General features: G+C 69.1%; 18 protein-coding genes and 1 tRNA gene. 7 read left to right on the forward strand and 12 right to left on the reverse strand.

The genetic code is table 11. The features are described 5' to 3' along the window. Nucleotide 1: 1 nt before the first annotated feature. Nucleotides 2-1,315, reverse strand: a complete 1,314-nt coding sequence (locus JOM49_RS02080; RefSeq protein ID WP_209670683.1) for a hypothetical protein — start codon at nt 1,313-1,315, stop codon at nt 2-4. Between the two features lie 144 nt (nt 1,316-1,459). Between JOM49_RS02080 and JOM49_RS02085 the strand changes: the two genes are divergently transcribed. From JOM49_RS02085 to JOM49_RS02105, 5 genes are read left to right on the forward strand one after another with little or no spacing between them, the layout of a single operon-like run. Beyond that, on the forward strand, nt 1,460-2,107 hold the full coding sequence (locus tag JOM49_RS02085) for a glycosyltransferase family 2 protein (protein ID WP_209670685.1): 648 nt from the start codon (nt 1,460-1,462) through the stop codon (nt 2,105-2,107). Further along, nucleotides 2,104-2,757, forward strand: coding sequence for a TIGR04282 family arsenosugar biosynthesis glycosyltransferase (locus JOM49_RS02090; RefSeq protein ID WP_209662574.1), 654 nt, complete (start codon nt 2,104-2,106; stop codon nt 2,755-2,757). The genes JOM49_RS02085 and JOM49_RS02090 overlap by 4 nt, the downstream gene beginning before the upstream one ends. After that, a complete protein-coding gene (locus JOM49_RS02095; RefSeq protein ID WP_209662576.1) occupies nt 2,754-3,356 on the forward strand; it encodes a methyltransferase domain-containing protein in 603 nt (200 codons plus the stop codon). The genes JOM49_RS02090 and JOM49_RS02095 overlap by 4 nt, the downstream gene beginning before the upstream one ends. Next, nucleotides 3,353-4,435 carry a molybdopterin-dependent oxidoreductase gene (locus tag JOM49_RS02100; RefSeq protein WP_308158625.1) on the forward strand — a complete coding sequence of 361 codons (1,083 nt, stop codon included), beginning with the start codon at nt 3,353-3,355 and terminating at the stop codon, nt 4,433-4,435. The genes JOM49_RS02095 and JOM49_RS02100 overlap by 4 nt, the downstream gene beginning before the upstream one ends. Then, nucleotides 4,432-4,821 carry a hypothetical protein gene (locus JOM49_RS02105; protein ID WP_209662578.1) on the forward strand — a complete coding sequence of 130 codons (390 nt, stop codon included), beginning with the start codon at nt 4,432-4,434 and terminating at the stop codon, nt 4,819-4,821. Before JOM49_RS02100 ends, JOM49_RS02105 begins: the two co-directional genes overlap by 4 nt. A gap of 86 nt (nt 4,822-4,907) precedes the next feature. On the opposite strand, the gene JOM49_RS02110 is transcribed toward JOM49_RS02105, so the two are convergent. The 7 genes from JOM49_RS02110 to JOM49_RS02140 form a co-directional block, all read right to left on the reverse strand. Then, nucleotides 4,908-6,224 carry a S1C family serine protease gene (locus JOM49_RS02110; RefSeq protein WP_209662580.1) on the reverse strand — a complete coding sequence of 439 codons (1,317 nt, stop codon included), beginning with the start codon at nt 6,222-6,224 and terminating at the stop codon, nt 4,908-4,910. Nucleotides 6,225-6,290: 66 nt separating this feature from the next. Next, entirely contained in the window at nt 6,291-7,376 is a 1,086-nt protein-coding gene (gene galT, locus JOM49_RS02115) for a galactose-1-phosphate uridylyltransferase (protein WP_209662582.1), read from the reverse strand. After that, nucleotides 7,373-8,161 carry a DeoR/GlpR family DNA-binding transcription regulator gene (locus tag JOM49_RS02120; RefSeq protein ID WP_209662584.1) on the reverse strand — a complete coding sequence of 263 codons (789 nt, stop codon included), beginning with the start codon at nt 8,159-8,161 and terminating at the stop codon, nt 7,373-7,375. The genes galT and JOM49_RS02120 overlap by 4 nt, the downstream gene beginning before the upstream one ends. A gap of 78 nt (nt 8,162-8,239) precedes the next feature. Then, nucleotides 8,240-9,670 carry a sensor histidine kinase gene (locus JOM49_RS02125; RefSeq protein ID WP_308158626.1) on the reverse strand — a complete coding sequence of 477 codons (1,431 nt, stop codon included), beginning with the start codon at nt 9,668-9,670 and terminating at the stop codon, nt 8,240-8,242. Further along, a complete protein-coding gene (locus JOM49_RS02130) occupies nt 9,667-10,359 on the reverse strand; it encodes a response regulator transcription factor (protein WP_209662585.1) in 693 nt (230 codons plus the stop codon). Before JOM49_RS02130 ends, JOM49_RS02125 begins: the two co-directional genes overlap by 4 nt. Nucleotides 10,360-10,410: 51 nt before the next feature. Further along, a complete protein-coding gene (locus JOM49_RS02135) occupies nt 10,411-11,013 on the reverse strand; it encodes a trimeric intracellular cation channel family protein (RefSeq protein WP_209670689.1) in 603 nt (200 codons plus the stop codon). A gap of 22 nt (nt 11,014-11,035) precedes the next feature. Beyond that, nucleotides 11,036-11,686: a response regulator gene (locus JOM49_RS02140; protein ID WP_113694589.1), complete on the reverse strand. Its 651-nt coding sequence runs from the start codon at nt 11,684-11,686 to the stop codon at nt 11,036-11,038. 224 nt (nt 11,687-11,910) lie between these two features. On the opposite strand from JOM49_RS02140, the gene JOM49_RS02145 reads away from it, so the two are divergent. After that, nucleotides 11,911-11,983 (forward strand) — tRNA-Arg (locus JOM49_RS02145). Between the two features lie 305 nt (nt 11,984-12,288). Here JOM49_RS02145 and JOM49_RS02150 read toward each other — a convergent pair. The 4 genes from JOM49_RS02150 to JOM49_RS02165 form a co-directional block, all read right to left on the reverse strand. After that, the gene (locus tag JOM49_RS02150; protein WP_209662586.1) at nt 12,289-17,094 is read right to left on the reverse strand and encodes a caspase family protein; all 4,806 of its coding nucleotides are present in this window, start codon (nt 17,092-17,094) and stop codon (nt 12,289-12,291) included. Between the two features lie 2 nt (nt 17,095-17,096). Then, nucleotides 17,097-17,477, reverse strand: coding sequence for an effector-associated constant component EACC1 (locus tag JOM49_RS02155; protein ID WP_209662587.1), 381 nt, complete (start codon nt 17,475-17,477; stop codon nt 17,097-17,099). A gap of 212 nt (nt 17,478-17,689) precedes the next feature. After that, a complete protein-coding gene (locus JOM49_RS02160) occupies nt 17,690-17,839 on the reverse strand; it encodes a hypothetical protein (RefSeq protein WP_209662588.1) in 150 nt (49 codons plus the stop codon). An 878-nt stretch (nt 17,840-18,717) separates the two neighbouring features. Next, nucleotides 18,718-19,464: a DUF6597 domain-containing transcriptional factor gene (locus JOM49_RS02165; protein ID WP_308158627.1), complete on the reverse strand. Its 747-nt coding sequence runs from the start codon at nt 19,462-19,464 to the stop codon at nt 18,718-18,720. 26 nt (nt 19,465-19,490) lie between these two features. Here JOM49_RS02165 and JOM49_RS02170 point away from each other — a divergent pair, with 26 nt between their 5' ends. Next, the gene (locus JOM49_RS02170; RefSeq protein WP_209662589.1) at nt 19,491-20,648 is read left to right on the forward strand and encodes a TIGR02679 family protein; all 1,158 of its coding nucleotides are present in this window, start codon (nt 19,491-19,493) and stop codon (nt 20,646-20,648) included. The last annotated feature ends 2 nt before the right edge of the window (nt 20,649-20,650 follow it).

The raw sequence follows: 20,650 nt of genomic DNA on the forward strand, positions 1-20,650 counted from the left end.
CCTACCAGTACGTGAAGACCAGATGGTTCACCACGAGCGCCGTCGCCGCCTGCGCGACCAGCCAACCACGCCTGCCGGGGGCGGGAAGCAGGGCGGCGGCGGGTAGCAGCCACACGGCGAACGGTAGCCAGATCCGCTCGGTTTCGGCCTTCGAAAGCCCGGAAAGGTCCGCGAACGCGACCACCAGCAGCGCCGCCAGCCCCAGCAGGACCACCGGATCCGACCAGCGGCCGGCGACCGTGCGCCGGACCCCGGCGACCAGCGCCGGGCCGGTCGCGATCGCCAGGCACGCCAGGTTCGCCCAGACCCAGTAGCCGTACGGCCGTTCGCTGGCGATGCCCTGGTAGTACCGCTCCACGACCAGGTGGTAGCCGTCCAGCCACCAGAACCCGGCCAGCGCGAACACCACCACCACCGCCAGCGCGCCGACCAGCGCGAGCCCGAGCGCACGCCAGCTGCGGACCACGGCGAGCGCGATCAAGCCGATGAGCACCAACCCGTACGAAAGGAAGATCCCGAAGCCGAGCACCACCCCGGCGAGCAGGGCGAGCGGCGGTCGTCGCCGGGACAACGCGAGCAGCGCGATCCCCGTCGCGGTCACTCCGGCGAACAGCCCGTCCGCCGAGACGCCCAGCCAGATCACCCCGGGGAACAGCGCCACGAACGGCAGCATCGCGCGAGCCGCCTCGGGCCGTCCGAGCGCGCGAACGGTCACCGGGACGGCCACCGCGAACAGGCAGCCGACCAGCACGCAAACGGTTGCGGCCCAGGCCCCGCCGCCGAGGCCGACGCGGTCCAGCCAGACGAAGACCAGCGTCGCGCCGGGCGGGTGGCCGGACACGTGGGTGGTCCACGAATCGGGCTGGAAATCGAGGATGCGGGAGCTGAACTCACGCAGCATGACCGGGATGTCGGTGATGCCGGGGACCTCGTGCAGGTACTCGTGGTCGCTTTCGAGCCGCCCGGCGAACCCGGTGCGGAAGCCGTCGACCAGCGCGAGCGCCATCGTCCAGCAGACCGTGACGCCGTAGCCGAGCGCGAGCAGCGGCCGCCACGAAAGCCGTTCGGCCAGCGAAGGTCCCCACATCACCACGGCCGCGGCGAGCACCACGGCGAACAGCGAGCCGGGGCCGACGCGTGGCAGCCAGTCGCCGTAGAGCGGCGGCGCGAACGCGAAGATGACCACCCCGGAGCCGGGGCGGTTGAAGTGGATCCCGAGCGCGGTGCCGAGCGCGACGAGTACCGCGGCGGCGCCGACGGCGAGCAGATCGCTTCGGAGCGCGACGGACTCGCGCGGCTGGACGTCGACCACCAGCGCACGGTAAGCCGTGCGATGACCGCCCGTCGAGCCGCGGGCGGCAGATGTCACCACCCGGTAAGAACCTGAGTGCTGTCACAATTCGGTAAGCACGCCAAGGCTTTCTCAGTGTCCACTGCGGACCTAACGTGACCGACCGTGATGGTCGACGTGATACTTCCCTGTCTCGACGAAGCGGGCGCGCTGCCCGGGGTGCTCGGCGCGCTGCCCGACGGTTACCGAGCGATCGTGGTCGACAACGGCTCCGGCGACGGCTCGCCGGAGATCGCCGCGGCCCTGGGCGCGAAGGTGGTCCACGAACCGCGGCGTGGCTATGGCGCGGCAGTCCACAGTGGACTCGAAGCGGCGACGACCGACCTGGTCGCCTTCCTCGACGCCGACGGCTCGCTGGATCCGCGCGAACTGCCGCGGCTGGTGGCCGCTGTCCAGGGCGGTGCCGATCTCGCCGTCGGCAGGAGGGTGCCGGTCGAACGCGGGGTTTGGCCGTGGCACGCGAAGGCGGGCAACGCCCTGCTCGCGGCGTTGTTGCGAAGGCGCGGACTCGAAGTCAGCGACATCGCGCCGATCCGCGTCGCGCGCCGGGCGGACCTGCTCGCGCTGGGCATCACCGATCGCGCCTTCGGCTATCCGCTGGAACTGCTGGTGAAGGCCGGTCGCGCGGACTGGCGGATCGAGGAGTTCGAGGTCAGCTACCGCGAACGCGCCAAGGGCACGAAGTCGAAGGTCTCCGGCTCGGTGCGTGGCACGCTGCGCGCGGTCCGCGACATGGGGCGGGTGCTCGCCCGATGACCGCGTTCGCCCTGCTGGTGGTCGCGAAGTCGCCCGTGCCCGGCTTCGCCAAGACACGCCTGTGCCCGCCGGCGACGCCCGAGCAGGCCGCGGCCATCGCCGCCGCGTCCCTGCTCGACACGCTCGACGCCGTGCTCGCCACCCCGGGCGCGGTGCCGGTGGTCGCCTTCACCGGCGCACTCGACCAGGCCGCGAACCGCACCGAGATCACCGCCGCGCTGCAGCACACCACGGCATTTCCCCAGCGTGGAGACGGTTTCGGCGAACGGCTGGCCAACGCGCACGCCGACACCGCGGCCCGCTGCCCCGGCCTGCCCGTGCTGCAGATCGGCATGGACACACCGCAGGTCACGCCGGACCTCCTCGCTGCCACCGCCGCCCGGCTCGACGAGCGGGAGGCCGTGCTCGGCCCCGCCGACGACGGCGGCTGGTGGGCGCTGGGCCTGCGCGACCCGCTCCAGGCCGCCGTACTCGTCGACGTGCCGATGTCCAGGCCGGACACCGGCGCGCTGACCCGCAAGGCGCTCGACGGGCTCACCATCGGCATCACCAGCCGTCTGTCCGATGTGGACACGATGGCGGACGCGATCGCCGTGGCGTCGCGGACGAACGGCCGCTTCGCCGCCGCCGTGCTGGGGCAGGCGGCATGACGGCCTTCGACACCGGCCTGCTCGGCGGCCCCTGCTGGCTGGAGTCGGGCACCGGCGAACGCGTGCGGCTGCCCGCCGAGCGGTGGAGCGAGGAACCCGGCGCCGGCGACGAGCTGCTGCTCGGGCGCTGCACCGGACCGACCCTCGACCTCGGCTGCGGTCCAGGCCGCCTCACCGCCGCGCTGACCGACCGCGGGGTCACCGCGCTCGGCGTCGACCATTCGGCGGTCGCCGTCCGGCTGACCCGGGCCCGCGGTGCGCTCGCCCTGCACCGCGATCTCTTCCGGACGCTGCCGGGCGAAGGCCGCTGGCGGCACGTCCTGCTCGCCGACGGCAACATCGGCATCGGCGGCGACCCGGTGGCCCTGCTCGACCGCGTCCGGCGACTGCTCGGCGCGGACGGCTCGGTGCTGGTGGAACTCGACCCGCCCGGCCGTGGCCTGCGGCGGAGCGACGTCCGGATCGGCAGCGGTTCGTGGTTCCCGTGGGCCTGGGTCGGTGCCGAGGCGATCGACGGGATCGCGGACCGCACCGGCTTCCGTCCGGAATGGACGGGCATCAGCGGACACCGCTGGTTCGCCGAATTGAGGCGGGCGTGAACCGCTTCCACGCGGCAGCGCACTCGCCCGCAGTCACCACCCGGATCGGCGTGGCGCTCGGCATCGCGTTCGGGATCTGCTTCCTCACCGGCCTGCTCAGCCACCTCATCCAGCACCCGCCCGGCTGGTTCGGCTGGCCGAGCCGCCCGGTGCACCTCTACCGGATCACCCAGGGACTGCACGTGATCAGCGGCATCGCGTCCATCCCGCTGCTGCTGGCGAAGCTGTGGACCGTCTACCCGAAACTGTTCGAGAAGCCGCCGGTGCGATCGGTCGCGCACGCGCTCGAACGGCTGTCGATCCTGGTGCTGTCCGGCGCGGCTTTCTTCGAGCTGGTCACGGGCCTGCTGAACGTGGCGCAGAACTACCCGTGGGACTTCTACTTCCCGTCGCTGCACTACGCCGTCGCGTGGATCGCGATCGGTTCGGTGGTGGTGCACGTCGCGGTCAAACTGCCGATCGTGCGCGGGCCGAAAGAGCCGGAAAAGCCGTCGCCGGGGTTGTCGCGGCGCGGATTCCTGCGGTCCACCTGGCTGGTCACCGGCGTGGCCGTGGTGGCGACCGCGGGCGCGACGGTTCCCCTGCTGCGCAACATCTCCGGCCTCTCGTGGCGTTCGGGCAAGGACCTGCCGGTGAACCGGACCGCGGCGGCGGCAGGCGTGCTCGACACCGCGCGGGATCCGGCGTGGCGCCTGGAAGTCGCCACCGCGGCCGGGACCAGATCGTTCACCCGCGCCGAACTCGCCGCACTCCCCCAGACCACCGCGGAACTGCCGATCGCGTGCGTCGAAGGCTGGAGTCACTCGGCCGTGTGGAGCGGAGTCGCGTTCCCCGACCTGCTGCGGGCTGCGGGCGCCGAACCCGGCGCCGAGGTGCGCGTGCTGTCCCTCGAACGTGGCGGCCTGTACGCCACCAGCGAGTTGCCCGGTACGCACACCGCCGACCCGCTGACCCTGCTCGCGCTCACCCTCGACGGCGAGGAACTGCCGCCCGACCACGGGTATCCGTGCCGGGTGATCGCGCCGAACCGGCCGGGCGTGCTGCAGACGAAGTGGGTCCGGCGACTGGAGGTCCGATGAGGTTCCTGCTCGCCCTGCCGGGCCTCGCGGCGCTGGTCTACGGCGTGACGTTGCTGGTGCCGCTGGCCGACATCCCGGTCGGCATCTGGCTGGTCGCCGGTCCGCTGGTGCACGACCTGCTGCTCGCGCCGCTGATCGCCGTCGCCGGGTACGCCATCAGCCGCTGGGCTTCGCCGCCGGTGCTGGTCGGCGGCGCGGCCACCGGGGTGCTGTGCCTGCTGGCCGTCCCACTGCTGTGGCGCACCTACGGCACCCCGCCCAGCCCCGGCCTGCACGACGGCGACACCTGGCTCGGCCTCGGCCTCACGCTCGCCGCCGTCTGGCTCGCCGCCGCCCTGTTCACCCTGGTCAAGCCCTGGGTGGAGGCACGAAAAAACCGCGGGTGACCTGGTCGGGTCACCCGCGGTTCTCCTCCACCGGCCCCTGGGGGTCGAGCCGGGAGTTGGTCTCGGTCGCCACTGCGACCGAGCGTCTAGTTGGTCGGGACCGGTTGCCCACCGAGCGTGACTTCTATCACATTATTAGAGGACAGCGTCAATTTCACCTTGTCGCCCGGAACTTTCGTCCGAATGGCCGCAACCAGGGCGTCCGAGCTGTCCACCACGCGGTCGTCGATCTTGGTCACCACGTCGCCACCCTTGAGCCCGGCCTGCTCGGCGGGGCTGCCCTGGGTGACCTCCCGGATCGACGCGCCGCCTTCCTGCGCGTCGGTCACGGTCGCCCCGATGAAGGTCTGCGTGGCCTGACCGGTCTTGATGATCTCGTCCGCGGTCCGGCGGGCCTGGTCGATCGGGATGGCGAAGCCGATGCCGACGTTGCCGCCCTGCTGCTGGCCGCTGCTCGGCGGGCTGTAGATGGCCGAGTTGATGCCGATGATCTGGCCGTCCATGTTCGCCAGCGGGCCACCCGAGTTGCCCGGGTTGATCGCCGCGTCGGTCTGCACCGCGTCCATCACGGTGGACTGGCTGCCCTGCTCGCCGCCCGCCCGCACCGGCCGGTGCAGCGCGCTGACGATGCCCGAGGTCACCGTGCCGGACAGCTCGAACGGCGAACCGATGGCGACCACGCCCTGGCCGACCTTCAGATCGTCCGAGCGCCCCAGCTCGACCGGTGTCAGCCCGCTGACGCCCTCGGCCTTCACCACCGCCACGTCGGAACTCGGGTCCCGGCCGACCACGGTCGCCGGGGCCTTGCGCCCGTCCTGGAACACCACCTGGATCTGCCCGCCACCGTTCGCGGCGTTCTCCACCACGTGGTTGTTGGTCAGCACGTAGCCGTTGGCGTCGATCACGAAGCCCGAGCCGCCGTTCGCCTGCCCACCCCGGCCGGCGACCTGCAACTGGACCACGCTCGGCGACACCTTCTGGGCCACCGACTCGACCGAACCCGCCGGCGCGTTGCCGGTCTGCCTGGCGGGTTGCGGGGCTTCGAGCGAGCTGGCCGACTGCGTGGCGCCGTCCGAGGCCAGGTAACCACCGACCGCGCCCGCGCCACCGCCGACCAGCAGCGCCAGCACGGCCACCCCGGCGACGAGCTTGCCCGCGCCACCCTGCCCGCGCTGCGGCTGGGGCTGGTGCTGCTGCGGGGTCCCGTAGCCTGCCGTGCCCGGCTGGTACGGCTGGTAGTACGGCTGACCGGGGGTCGCGTACGGGTTCTGCTGCTGTTGCTGTTGTTCCGAGTGCGCGCTCGGCGCCGACCACGGATTCGGCGCGGCGTACTCGTTCCCAGCGGAGTTATCCGGCTTGTCCTGAGCTTCCGGCCCCTGGCCGTGCGGGTCGTTCTCGGTCATGTCTCCACCATGCGCTCCGGTCCTGAGAGGCACCTGAGCCGAAGCTGTGGGTTGCACCAGAACGGCTCAGAGCGCGGCGCGCAGCCTCTCCGCGATCTGTTCCGGGGTGGTGTCGTTGACCCAGACAGCCATCCCGGACTCCGAACCAGCAAGGTACTTCAACTTGTCCTTGCTCCGCAGCACGGAGAACAGCTCGAGGTGCAGCCACCAGTCCTCACGGCCCGCGCCGACCGGCGCCTGGTGCCAGCCCGCGACGTACGGCAGTGGCCGGGAGTAAAGCGCGTCACACCGGCGCAGGACTTCCAAGTAGACGGTCGCGAAGTCGTCGCGTTCGGCGTCGGTGAGCGCGGGGATGTCCGGCACCTGGCGGTGCGGCACCACCTGCACCTGCACCGGCCAGCGCGCGGCGGGCGGCACGAAAGCCGTCCAGTGCGCGCCGCGGGCGACCACGCGCTTGCCCGCGGCCTGCTCGGCGGCGAGCACGTCCCCGAGCACGTGGCTGCCGTGCTCGGCCTGGTAGGCCCGGGCCACTTCCAGCATGCGGGCGGTCTTCGGCGTCACGAACGGGTAGGCGTAGATCTGCCCGTGCGGGTGGTGCAGGGTGACGCCGATCTCCTCACCCCGGTTCTCGAACGGGAAGACCTGGCGCACACCGTCCAAAGCGGACAGCTCGGCGGTGCGGTCGGCCCAGGCCTCCACCACGGTCCGCACCTGGCGCGGGCTCAGCTGCCCGAACGAGCGGTCGTGGTCGCTGGTGAAGCAGACCACCTCGCAGCGGCCACGGCCCGGCGCCAGCGGCACCATCGGCATGCCGTCCACAGTGGATTCGGCGCCGGAGACACCCTGCGAGAAGGACGGGAAGCGGTTCTCGAAGACCGCGACCTCGTAGTCGGATTCGGGGATCTCGCTGGGCTTGCCCGGTTTGGTCGGGCACAGCGGGCAGAGATCGGCAGGCGGTTTGTAGGTGCGGGTCTGGCGGTGCGCCGCCATCGCCACCCACTCGCCGGTGAGCGGGTCGAGCCGGATCTCCGAGGCGGCCGCGACCGGCGGCAGGTCCCTGGTGTCCACCGCGTCGCGCGGCGGGGCGTGCTCGTCGGCGTCGAAGTAGATGATCTCCCGGCCGTCCGCGAGCTTGTGCGACGTGCGCTTCACTCGTCGTCCCCCGGCACATTCGCGATGATCAACTCTCCAGCTTTCTCACTGAGGATTTCCCTGGCGCGTTCGGACAACCCGTCGTCGCTGACCACCACGTCGGCCTCGTCGAGATCGGCGATGGTGGAGATGCCGACGGTCTCCCACTTGGTGTGGTCGGCGAGCACCACCAGGCGGCGCCCCGCCTCGACCAGCGCCCGGTCGGTCTCGCTCTCGGTCAGGTTCGGGGTGGTGAAGCCGGGGCCGTCGGCCATGCCGTGCACCCCGAGGAAGACCACGTCCAGGTGCAGCGAGCGCAGGCTGTTCACCGCGACCGGGCCGACCAGCGCGTCGGACGGGGTCCGCACCCCGCCGGTGAGCACCACGGTGCGGTCGGGCTGGCTGGACCCGCGCAGCACGTCGGCGACCTGGATCGAGTTCGTCACGATGGTCAGCCCCGGCACCGCGTCCAGCGCCCTGGCCAGCGTCCAGGTGGTGGTGCCCGCCGAGATGCCGATCGCCGTGCCGGGTTTGACCAGGCCGGCGGCGAGGTCGGCGATGGCCTCCTTCTGCGCGCGCTGGCGCACGGACTTCGCCTCGAAGCCCGGCTCGTCGGTGCTCTTGCCGATCACCGAGGTCGCGCCGCCGTAGACCTTCTCGACCAGCCCTCGGCTGGCGAGCACGTCGAGGTCCCGGCGTACCGTCATGTCGGATACGCCCAGCCTGCCGACGAGGTCGCTGACCCGGACCGCTCCGGTCCGCCGCGCCTCTTCGAGAATCACCGCCTGTCGCTGCCGCGCCAGCACTTTGTCGACTCCATCCCGAACCCCATCAACTACACAAAATCCTACACGATCAAACACCCGCCGCGATCGTCAGGATTCTCAGCCGGGGACTCCGGGGAGCCGGATGGTCAGCAGTGCGCCACCGCCCGGTGCCTGCCCCGCGTACACCGTGCCGCCGTGGCGTTCGGCGGCCTGTTTGACGATGGCCAGCCCCAGCCCGGATCCGGGCAGCGTACGGGCTTCGGACGAGCGGTAGAACCGGTCGAACACCTTCGGCAGGTCCTCCTCGGCGATGCCGGGGCCGGAGTCGGCGACCTCGACCACCGCGGTGCCGTCACCGAGCGGGTACAGCCGCAGCCGCACGTGCCCGTCGACCGGGGAGAACTTCACCGCGTTGTCCAGCAGGTTCAACACCGCCCGCTCGAGCGAACTGGAATCACCGCTGAGCACCCACGGCCGCAGGTCCACATCGAACTCGATCTCACCGGCACGCCGCCGCGCCCGGTCCAGCGCGCGCTCGACCACCTCGGCCAGCTCGACCCGTTCGAACTGCGCGCGCGGCTCGTCGGCCCGCGCGAGCTCGACGAGGTCGCCGATCAACTGGGTCAGCTCGTCGAGCTGGGCGCCGATGTCGGCCTCGATGTCCACCCGGTCGGAGTCCGCGAGCTTCGGCGCGCCGGCGCGGTTGGCCGCCAGCAGCAGTTCCAGGTTCGTGCGCAACGAGGTCAGCGGGGTGCGCAGCTCGTGCCCGGCGTCGGCGACCAGCTGGCGCTGGCGTTCCTGCGACTCGGCGACCGTGCCGAGCATGGTGTTGAAGCTGTGGGTCAACCGGGCGAGCTCGTCGTCACCGCTGATCGGGATCGGCGTCAGATCACCCGTTTTCGCCACGCGTTCAGTCGCCTGGGTGAGCCGTTCGACCGGCCGGAGCCCACCGCGGGCCACCACGGTCCCGGCCAGCGCGGCGACGATGATGCCCGCACCGCCGATCAGCAGCAGCACCACGGACAGCTCGTTGAGCGTGCGCTTCGTGCCCTCGAGCGGCTGGGCGATGACCAGCGCGAGCGGGGTGCCGCCGGTGACCTCGTACGGCACGGCCAGCACGCGCGAGTCGGTCCGGCCGTCGGTGCGGATCGACTGCCCGGTGGTCCTGGCCGCGACCTGCCGCTCCTGCGGCCCGATCGGCGGGCGGTCGGTGATCTGGTCGCGCAGCGCGCTCTCGCCGTTGGAGTAGATGATGTCGAACTGCACGTCGGCGAGCTTGAAGATGTAGCCCGGGATCTCCGCGCCGCCCGTGCGGATCACGTCGCGGTCGTTGAGCACCGTGCTGACGCGCGCGTTCAGGCTCTCGTCGATCTGGCTGTACAGGTTGTCGCGCACGGTGAAGTAGGCGCCGAACGAAGCCAGCGCGACCGCGCCGGCGACGCAGACCGCGGCGAGCATGGTGACGCGGAAGCCGAGCGACAACCGGCGGCGGCCCGCCTCCGGCGTCGGGTCCTGCCCGACCACGACCGTGGGAACTCCACTGCTCACGGCGGGGTCTCGCGGAGCACGTAGCCGACACCGCGCACGGTGTGGATGAGGCGCGGTTCCCCACCGGCTTCGGTCTTGCGCCGCAGGTAGCCGACGTAGACCTCGAGCGCGTTGCCCGAGGTCGGGAAGTCGTAGCCCCAGACCTCCTCGAGGATGCGGCCGCGGGTGAGCACGTGCTTCGGGTAGGAGAGGAACAGCTCCATCAGCGCGAACTCGGTGCGGGTGAGGCTGATGTCGCGCTCGCCGCGGCGGACCTCGCGGGTGCCCGGGTCCAGGGTGAGGTCGGCGAAGGACAGCGTCTCGGCCTGCTGGCCGGGCTGGGTTTCCGGGCTGGCGCGGCGGAGCAGGGCACGCAGGCGGGCGAGCAGCTCCTCCAGCGCGAACGGCTTGGGCAGGTAGTCGTCGGCACCCGCGTCCAGCCCGGAGACCCGGTCGGAGACGGTGTCGCGGGCGGTGAGCACCAGGATCGGCAGGTCGTCGCCGGTGCTGCGCAGGCGGCGGGCCACCTCGAGCCCGTCGAGGCGGGGCATCATCACGTCGAGCACCATCGCGTCGGGCCGGTTGGCGATGATCGACTCGAGGGCCATCGCACCGTCGCTGGCCAGTTCGACCTGGTAGCCGTTGAACTCCAGGGAGCGGCGGAGCGACTCCCGGACCGCCCGGTCGTCGTCGACAACGAGAATGCGCATGGGCACAGTCTTACCCGCCGGTCTGAGACAGTCCTAAGAGCACGCGCGGAATCAGCTGAATGAACTCGGTGGGGTGCCCTTGGCGACCGGCGCGTTCCAGCGGCGCCACAGCGCCAGCACCCGGATCGCGACGGTGGTGACCGCCGCCGCGGTGATGACCAGCCCGGCCGGGAGCCGCAGCAGGTGCCCCACCCCGACCAGCACGCACCCGGCCAGCGCGGCGACCGCGTAGATCTCCTTGCGCAGCACGAGCGGGATCTCGCGGAGCAGCAGATCACGCACGGCACCACCACCGATACCGGTGGTCATGCCAATGAGGCACGCGGTGTAGACCGGTGCGCCGGCGTGCAGCGCGGTCGAGGTGCCCGCGGTGGCGAACACGCCGAGCCCGAGCGCGTCGGCGAGCAGCACGGCCCGGCGCAGGCGCGCGACCTGCGGGTGGAAGAAGAAGACGAGCAGCGCGGTCGCGGCGGAAACCGCCAGGTAGGGCCAGGTGCGCAGGGTGGTCGGCGGGGTGAGGCCGAGCAGCACGTCGCGGATGATGCCGCCGCCGAGCGCCGTGGTCAGGCCGACCACGACCACGCCGAAGAGATCGAGCCGCGCCTGCACGGCGGCCAGTGCGCCCGAGCCGGCGAAGGCCACCAGCCCGATCATCTCCAGCGCGATGAGCACGGGTTCAGTCGATCAGGCCACCGCGGTAGGCGAGCAGGGCCGCCTGCACCCGGTTGGCCGCGCCGATCTTGGACAGCACCGCGCTGACGTACCCCTTGACCGTGGCTTCGGACAGGTGCAGCCTGCCGCCGATCTCGGCGTTCGACAGGCCCTGGCCGATCAGCCCGACGACCTCGCGCTCGCGTTCGGACAGGGAGGCCAGCAGCTTGCGCGCGGGTTGCGCGGCGCGCTGCTCGTCGCGGTGGGCGTTGACCATGCGGGCGGCCACGCCGGGGTCGAGCACGGCTCCGCCGCGGGCGAGGTCGCGGATGGCCCGGAGCAGGGCGGCGGGGTCGATGTCCTTGAGGAGGAAGCCGTTGGCCCCGAGCCGCAGGGCGAGGCTGACGTACTCGTCGATGTCGAAGGTGGTCAGCATGGCGACGGTGGGTGGTTCGGGGAAGGCCTGGATGGCCCTGAGCGCCCGGATGCCGTCGTCGGCGGCGCGCATCTTGATGTCGAGCAGCACGACGTCGGGGTGGAAGCGGCGCGCGGTCTCCACGGCCGATCTGCCGTCGCTGGCCTCCCCGACGATCTCGATGTCCGGGGCGCCGGACAGCATCGCGCGCAGGCCCGAACGGACCAGTTCCTCGTCGTCGGCAAACATCACCTTGATCAACGGACGCCTCCGGCTGCCGGGGGGACGCGGGGTCCCCGCATCCCATCGCCGAAGGTTACCTAGGGGTAGCGTCGGTTTCGAAGCGAGCCACACCCGCTGGTGACATCCGGCAATACGGTGACGGCGCCCAGGCGGTTCTATGACGCGTCGTGATCAATCCCTGATCTTTCCCCTGGCCTGCTGCCGCGGCGCCGGGCCCGGTAGGCTGGGACCCGCACGTCCCCGCCCTCGTAGCTCAGGGGATAGAGCACCGCTCTCCTAAAGCGGGTGTCGCAGGTTCGAATCCTGCCGGGGGCACAAAGCGCTCAAGCGTTTCCGCATTTCAGCCCTGTTCCTCCCTCAAGGCTGACATAGTGGCAGAAACGCGTATTCCCAGGTCGGCTCCGCCTCCGTTGGTATCCTACGGGGTGTGGCCGCGTGGGCCGCTCCTACGGCATGCCGAGAGCTGCATACACCCAGTTCAGGTGGCATATCGCTGAGCATAAAGCTTCTGGTAGGCATGCCTGCTCCGGTCGCGAGAACTAAAAGCAGCAGGGTAAGCGCACGCTCCTCGTGCACCGGGGGACGTGCGCGGTCGTAAATGCCCGACGACCACGGCATAGTCAATCGGCGCGTTGCCAGGCCGAGGTCCACTTCGGCTTCTTACTCGTGGCCTGACGGTTGGAATCTCTGGTCAGATCCACCAGCAGTGTCAGAGACTCGCTGGGCACGGCACGCCAGCCGTGGGAGTGCCAGGTGAGTCTCGCGTGTAAGCGATGGGTGCTCCACGGCGACCAGTCTGCTGTGAACGCCTGGTGCAGACGAGTGCCTGGTTGGGACGCGTTCAGCAGAGCGCGAACCCAATGGTTCTCGGCGTCCAAGGCGTGGTACCAGTTCTCCAGGTTTGTAGCGCCGCACAGGGGTGGCTCGACGCCCAGGGCCTCGCAGGCGGTCAGGATCGCAGCGGCAGCCGCCGGCGAACCGGGCGGGCTCGCCAGAGCCTCCAGAAGGTCCAACGCCCTAGCGATGGCAGTTTTCGTCCACTCGTCCTGCTCAAACCACGCCAGGGCCCATAGGCGAACGTAGGGGACCAGTGCGCCGAGGGTGCTGGCGTCGAGTTCGTAGTCCAAGCGCAGGCGGCAGCCCAGCTTCGCCACCGCGGTCCACGCGACCCAGCCAGCAGCCAGCCAGTAACGACCCTGGTGGCGTATCGGAATCTCATTGGGTGTCATGTTCAAGCGCAGCGATAAGGCGTTCACGACCCCCGCCGCAGCGGTCGCACCGGAGGCAACCAAGCTTTCAGCCAGGCGGGCCAGAACATCGATCGGAGACTTTAGGAGAAGCCAGTGGGCATGGGTTTCGCCCACGAGGTCGGGCAGCACGTGGGGCGTGACCTCGGCCAGGACACACACCAATTGGGCGAAGCCAGCAGCGTCAGCCACGTTCAAGCGATCGAGCCGACGTTTCAGCGAACGAAGATTGGCCGTGCGGGCCACTGTCAGTGCTGCTTCGCGGCCGGAGTTGCCAGCGACCCGAATCAGAGACTGGACCAGCGCTGGATTGTTGATCACCTGGACTTGGCCGGTCCACGAGCGGCGAAAACGGTCGGCTGCGTCCTGCGGCACGACGCGGACGAACAGCCGGTCCTCGGCCGCCGCCAGGCTGCTCAGCGCCGCCGCCTGCGAAAACAGGTCGCCGCCCACGTCGAGTTCGTCCAAGGCGTCCTTCAGCAATACCGCGTCAGCGGCCCTCACCAAGCGCTCCCCTGCCTCGACGGAGATCTCGGCGGTGGCGTTGACTAGATCGGCTAACTCACGCGCTGAGAGGCGGTGGGCCGTCTGAGACAATCGGAACTCGTTAGCTTCCACTATCCGCCTCGCCTCGCCCGCGCGCAGCACTCGTAGATGCCGCAGCGCTTCGGCGAGGTCAACGTCGTCAGCGTCGAACACCCGGGCCGACCAAATCCGGCCGGGCCGGTCCGTCTGGTATGCGTGCTGGTAAGCGTCCAGGATCGCCGAGCCAGCCTCGTGTCTGCCGCTAAGCACGAGCGTCGCCGCCACAGCTCTCGCGGCGCGCAGCGCGAGCACCACGTTGCCTTCGCCAGCGAGGTTGTCAAACATCCGGGTCTCGCGCCACGAGGTGCCAGACTTCTCCACCTCGGCGGCGAAACTGTTCTCTATACCTGGGAACAGCTGCACGCCCAACTCGTGATACGCGGTGAGTGCCCCTGGATTGTGGGTGTTGAGCATACGGCTCAACACCGTTGAGCGAAGCACCACCGCCCGGCTTCTCAACTCAGTGATGAACGACTTGTCGAGAATGTCCGGCTCCGACAGGATCAGCGCAAGGCGTGCGCCATTCTCAGAACCGGAGTGCTCGATCTGGTCTTCGATGATGCCGAGGACCTTCTGCCGCACGGATTCGAGTGCGCCAGTCCGAGACCAGGCGAACCCCTCGATGAGGTGCCCGACTATGGCCAGCCGATTGTTGTCGGCGAGTGTGTCGACCAGGAACTGCTCTCCCAGCGCCCTCGCGAAGTGCTGCGTGAAGCCGCCGTCGAGGACGCCGCGCTGCTCCTCACACTTGGCGGCGGCCTTAAGCAGAATGCTTGCGCTGACGGCATCGCCGTTAGGTGCGATCGCCGCGGCCAATTGATTCGCGAGCGTGGTATCGGCCGTGCCGTCCGGCAGGGACAGGGTACGTACGGCCAGGTCGGGGCGTACCTTGCTCAACGTGTTCACCAGCTGCGCCACGGTCAGCGCCGACGCGTTGCGGTAGACGGTGGTGGACCACCGGTCGATGTCGACCGTGCCGATGATTTCAGAGGTGAACCGCCGGTCCATCCGGGTGCACGTGCCGAGCATCTGGTTGAGCTGCACGGCGCTCGTGGTACGCAGCTCGTCCTTGAGCTGCCGCTCCAATGCGGCGGCCAGCGCATCGTCGAAGATGTGCCGCGCGAGGACACATCGCACGGCCAACTGCTCCGGGCCACGCAGTCTGTCGCCGACCTCCGGCGCGCGCACTAGATCCTCGGCGACAACCTCCCACTTGGCCAACGTGGCGCGCAGCGCATCGACAGGAAGGCCAGGCGAGGCGATCCTCGTGAACTCGAACGCCAGCACCAGATCCGTCAGCTCCGGCGGGCTTACCGGACGCAACAGCAGCGGCCCGAGGCGAGCCACGGTCGGTTCGTCCAACCGCTTGAGCTTCCTCAGCACCCACAGCAACCGGCGGCGCAGACTCGCAGGCCAGCGGTGGTCGACGAGCTGACCTTCCGCGACAGTGATCAGACGATCCTGCGCTTCGTCCAGCGACGCGGACTTGCTGCGGCCGCTGTACAGGGCACGCAGGAGTTCCAGAGTCAGCACGGCGGTCGGTAGGCGCACGCCAGCCAGCGGATTCGTCACCACAAACCTGCAGAGCCGGCCGCCGAGTTCACCGGACTGATCCGGCGGTAGGGCCGTCCGCACGAACGACAAAATCTCCGCAACGGCCGCCAGGTCCTCCCAGTCGTCCGACCACAAGTCCCATGCGCTAGGTCGGCGCCTGGTCGCCACGCTCAACTCTCGTACGACGTGGGTCAGCACGCGCCGGTCGTAGCGAAGTCGGCTGAGCGTGGTGATCACGTCTTGCTGTCGATGCGGCAGGCTCAGCAGCGACCGCAGATAACCGGTGATTACGCGGCGGGCTGCCGGGTCGGCCGCGCCTGGTTGGAAGGAAAACACGACCTCGCCGCCTCGCACCTGCCGCGCGAGGATGGCTCGGCACAAAAAACCACTGTTGAGCCGGACTGCGTCGTTCTTGCGACTGAACTCCGGCCCAAGCCCGAGCAAAGTCGTCTCGCCCGCGCGGAGCGCGTCAACCAGCGGGAACCATAGATTAAACCGGCTCAGCGCGGCGACCGTGTGCAACGCCTCGGTCTGTTCAGGTGTGATCTCGCCGATCCGCTCTTCCCACACAGCGCGGATGACCGCCTCCTCGGCGTCCGGGTCGTGCCACCGAGACCCGAGGTGGATAATCGCCCATAAATCTGTGCCGACTTGGGCTCTAAGGGCGAGGCGGGCACGGTTCAGTTGGTCGGAAGGCCAGTCCACTACGCTTGGGTTGTGCGCAGGCGACAGAACCTCTGCCACGAACTCGTCGACGCTGCGCCCTGTGACCGACTGGACGTCCCGGTCGCCGCCCGTCCTCCAAGATTTGTATTCGTGGTCGGGCTGGATCTGTCCGCGTTGAATCTCCAGCGAGGCCAGTACGCTCGCGCCGAAGCCGTCGCGCTCGGTCACTTCCTGGAGACCGGTGACGAACTCAGCCCACACGTTGCTCCACTCGATGCCGTCGATGACGAGCAGACACGGCCCCTCCGTTGATGCGCGCAACTGTGCGCAGCGCTTCTTCAACGCTGCCAGTAGCTTCTGCGCATCCTCCGGCTCCCGCGATGGCACGAACTCCTGTACCAGCCAACCCTGCGCGGCGAGGCGGTCGACGATATCGCAGAGAATCCACGTCTTGCCGCTGCCCACCGGGCCGCTGACAAACATGGTGGCCGGGTGCCCTGCGCTGAGCCGTTCCACGAGGTCGTCGACCTGCTTAACCGGCACGTGCACGATCTTGCCATTGCGCACCGCGCCGGCGGAGCGCTGCAACGTCGCCTCCTGAAGCCCGGCCCGTTCCAGCGCAATCTTCACGTAACTCGACCGCTGCGCCAAATGCGGGCCCTCCGGCCCGCCCGTGCCCCAATCCTGCAGCAACGGATCGTCCGGGCCAGTCGACGCACGCATAGCGGCGACGACGCTCCCGAACGACACCAAACCCCGGTCATTAGGCTCGGCCGTCTCCTTCAACGCCTCGATCAGCCGTGCCGTGAACGGGCTAAGCTCCTTGTCGCGCTCGGCGTCGAGCGCGTTCTCGAACCCGATACCAGCAGTGAGCACCTTCACCGCCTTCTGCCGCGGCGCCTCGTCAGCGAACAGCGCATCGAACTCGCTGAAGTCCGGAGCGCTGCCTTTGAACGCCATGCCGGACCGGCAGCAGTCCAGCACCACGGTGACGGACCGCGCAGGCGACTCCTTGACCCATTCGTACAGCTCGTCGAATGCGAGGCTGCTGCCGTCCAGCGCCACCTTCTCGGCTTCGGCGGAGGTGAGACACAGGTGCTTGGTGCGTGCGCTCGTCTCGCCGTGGCCGCTGTAATAGAGCAGCAGGTGGTCGTTGCGGTCCGCGCCGCCGAGGAACTTCTGCACGCCAACGCGCAACTGCCCCGTGGTGGGGTTGGCCAGAGGCTCTTTTACCGTGAACAGGCCAACCTGCGGGTCGCGTAACACGTCGTAGAGGGCGCGCAGGTCGTTGGGCGGGCCCTTCAGCCGGCTGAAACCGCTGCCATCGATATATGCGTGCACGCCGACAAGCAGCGCGCGGTGTTCCTCAGCCACGGTCACTCCAGCCGCTTGGCCACGTCCTTGGAGAACGCAAGCAACGTCTCGTCAGATACGTTCTTCCCGTCCAGTTCGACGACGTGCTTGCCGTCCCTCACCTCGACGGTCATCCGGAGCAGGCGGCCGCCGCGCTGCTTGAGCCACAGCTTGACCACGCCGCACAGGGCGAGCAGACCGGGCCCGCCGAGAACGACCGCCTGGACGATCGGCTCGACGTCACCGAACCCTTTTTGTCCGCGCCCGTCGCCGCTCACCACCTCGATGCCTGCCCTGACTAGGTCGTCGCGCAACTCCACGACGTGTTCGAGAAACACCGGGTCCGTGCGAACGTACTGGCGACTGGCGGTCTCGATCGTAACTATGGTCTCGGCGTCTGCCACCGCGCCTCCCCTAGCAGTGATGAATCTTCAAATGTATCACCTATATCGGCCACGACCACAGAGCGTTACAAGCTCGCGCCCGGTTCCACGAATGACCAGAACGTGTCGAACGCTGCAGTGGTGACGACACCGTGTCGTGGTACTCAGCGGGTCACTCACGTGGCATCTCGGTGGTGATTGCGGCGCCTTGCCGCTTGAACCAAGTCGTTGTGTCATTCGAAGTGTGAGCGCTCGGCCAGCACGACCTCGAATGCTTGCTCGTCAACGTTCAATCCGGGGATCATGTCGGGGTGGGCGACCAGGTCTTCGCCGGGAGTAAGACCGTATGAGCGGTTGACCTCCCAATCGAGTTTCTCCTGCAAGCAATCAGCGTTGCCCGCACGGAGGGCCACCGGGCCCCGGGGAAAGCCAGCCGCGCGGGACTCGGCCGACCTGCTTCGAGAATCTAGCTCGGTTCCAGTGAACCAACTGTCGTGCGAACTGGGGCGAGGCTGCGCCCCATCGTGTCGGGATGCTGTCGGGCAGCGGAAGCCCCCACAGGCTAGACGGCGTGAACTCGGGCGTCACCTGACTACTACAAGGTGAAACTGACCTTTACACTACCAAACATGCATTGTGAAGCCACTGCTCGGACCCGTGCCCATCCTCTGACGCTCCTGGGTGTCGGGCCCGGGCGCCCCACTGGCGGGCCACCGCCTCGGCTGAGCGACCCGAGTGGCCGGAACACTGAGGCGACAGCCCTGCTCATCTGTCAGGTCGGCCACCACCGCGCGACTGCGCCCATCGTCTTCGCGCGTCGAGCGAATCAACTTTCATTGAGACCGGGTTGGTTTTAGTCACAACAAGCGGCCGACGACAAAATATTGTCGCCGGAACGAAGGCCCACCTCGAACCATTGCAACATATCCTTCCTGTAGCAACAGCACTGCGAATGATCACGGTTGTTTACCGACTGTGCATCGCCTCCGTCTCCAGCCGACCGACACCCAGCGCCGTCGCCAGCCGACTCGCCGAGCCGACCGGAATTTGTCCAACTTCTGACCAGCCCGGTGAACAACTGTCAACTGATCGACCGGGCGGCTACCCATGACATTTTCGTTCGAACGGCGAGGGGCCGCGAGTTCCCGCACCGAGCGTTCGCCCACCTCGATCGCCACCACAGGATCGCATCATGCCGAGCACGAGCAGCATCCCGGAGAGGAGAGTTCGGCTCCGCATCGCCGGGCGGGACGCCGGAGCCTTAGTAGCGCTCAGCATAATGGGTGGGCGATTCACCGAACATGGATTTGAAGTCCCGGGTGAAGTGGGCCTGGTCCGCGTAGCCCAGGTCCGCGGCCAGCGCGGCCCAGTCGACGACACCACCGGTGGACAGGCGTTCGGTGACCTCATGCAGGCGGTATCGCCGGATTACCCACTTAGGGCCGATGCCGACGTATTCGGCGAAAAGTCGTTGCAGGGCCCGCGCGTTCGTGCCCAGTGCATCGGCCAGTAGGGCGACACGCGTGATTTCGGGTTTCGCGATGATCAGGTTCACAGCCTCGGCAGCCGAATCAGCTCGTAAATCCGCGGCGGGCTGCTGGGCCAGCAGGAACTCCTCGACCGCCGCCACGGAGGGGGCATCCGGCACCTCGCCGCGGAACACCGTGGAGGCGTCCACCGCGGTGTCGGTCAGCTCGGACACCGAGCGTCCCAGGAACGGGCGGAAACAGCCCGGCCGGAACGCCACGCCGAAGACGCCGTCCGCGCCGGAAAGCACCCGGATCTGATGCCCGGACGCCACACCGTTCACGTAAGCGCCACCACTGCGGTTGAACACCAGGTGCACGTTCGGATAGGGCACGATCAGCTGCCGGTAAGGCTCCTCGTAATCCCACGAAACCACCCAGTAGCGGTCCACGTACCGAGCCAGTGCTGGCGACGGGCGCGGAAACGAATGCCGCTGGAACTTGGTCCATGCGCTCCCCAGCTCACGCGCATCCCTGCTCACGTGCCTGAGTCTATGCTGCGACCACTGTGAACTTCCGTCCCGAACTGACGCCGTTGTGGCACGCGGTCCACACGAGGTTGTCGTCCGGGCTGCCGGTGAGCCGCGTCCGGGTCGGGCCCCTCGACGCCGATCAGCAGGCGGCCATCGCCGACCTGCTCGGGCTCGAGAAGCTCCCCGGCCCCCAGGCCAACATCTCCCTGCCACGACTCCAGGAGGCCGTGCAGGAGGCCACCGGCCAGGACCTCCGGACCGTCCTCACCGACCTGCGAGGGCCCATCGGTGATCGTGCGGCTGAGCGCCGGAAGGCCGCGGACGAACGCGCTGAGCTGCGTACTTGGCTCGCCACGCACCCTGTCGTCGAAGCGCAGCCCGCCTTGGGCGACTGGGCCGCGACCATCAGGGCCGACAAGCAGGAGCTCGAGAAGGCCCTCGAAGTGCTCTCCCGCCTCCCCGCTGCCGGGGTGCCGCTGCCGGTCTTCGCCGAGAACGTGCTCGGTGAGACCCACGCCCTCGACGACGGCAGGCGGCTCACCGGCCTGGTCCAGAAGGCCCTGACCGCCATCTACGACCTGCCGCAGCCCCAGAACGCCCAGGATCGCCGCGCGATCTGGGAGCGGGCCGGGATCGCGGACGACGAGCTGTCCTCCACCGTCCTGGCCACCGGATTTCGAACCACCGGACAAGACGTCGCGAACCGGATCCTGCGGGTATGCGCCGACGCAGGGCAAGCCGCCGTCCTCACCCTGCAGCAACTCCGGAAGAGCGAAATCGAGCCACCACAGGACGTCTGGATCTTCGAGAACCCCAGCGTCCTGGCGCTGGCCCTCGACCGCTTCGGCGACCGCTGCCCGCCGATGGTCTGCACCTCCGGCTGGCCGAGCAGCGCGGGCATCCTCCTGCTGCGGCAACTGGCCAAGGCGAACCTCCACTACCACGGGGATTTCGACGGCGAGGGCCTGCGGATCGCCGCCAACGTCATCGCGCGGACCGGCGCGCGGCCGTGGCGGATGACCAGCGACGACTACCTCGCCGCGGCCGCGATCGGCGACGGGCCGCCGGTCGGCCGGGTCACCGACGTGCCGTGGGACGCGGCGCTCGCCGGCCACCTGAGGAGCGTCGGCACCACGGTCTCCGAGGAACGCGTGGCCCCGGTTTTGCTCACAGAACTGCCCACCTCCCGGTAACT

The organism is Amycolatopsis magusensis (assembly GCF_017875555.1).
Classification (GTDB): Bacteria; Actinomycetota; Actinomycetes; order Mycobacteriales; family Pseudonocardiaceae; genus Amycolatopsis; species Amycolatopsis magusensis.

Excerpts from the sequence above, each read along its gene's own strand:
- JOM49_RS02085 (WP_209670685.1), top strand. The coding sequence starts at position 1,460 with ATGGTCGACGTGATACTTCCCTGTCTCGACGAAGCGGGCGCGCTGCCC.
- JOM49_RS02090 (WP_209662574.1), top strand. The coding sequence starts at position 2,104 with ATGACCGCGTTCGCCCTGCTGGTGGTCGCGAAGTCGCCCGTGCCCGGC.
- JOM49_RS02095 (WP_209662576.1), top strand. The coding sequence starts at position 2,754 with ATGACGGCCTTCGACACCGGCCTGCTCGGCGGCCCCTGCTGGCTGGAG.
- JOM49_RS02105 (WP_209662578.1), top strand. The coding sequence starts at position 4,432 with ATGAGGTTCCTGCTCGCCCTGCCGGGCCTCGCGGCGCTGGTCTACGGC.
- JOM49_RS02110 (WP_209662580.1), bottom strand. The coding sequence starts at position 6,224 with ATGACCGAGAACGACCCGCACGGCCAGGGGCCGGAAGCTCAGGACAAG.
- JOM49_RS02130 (WP_209662585.1), bottom strand. The coding sequence starts at position 10,359 with ATGCGCATTCTCGTTGTCGACGACGACCGGGCGGTCCGGGAGTCGCTC.
- JOM49_RS02135 (WP_209670689.1), bottom strand. The coding sequence starts at position 11,013 with ATGATCGGGCTGGTGGCCTTCGCCGGCTCGGGCGCACTGGCCGCCGTG.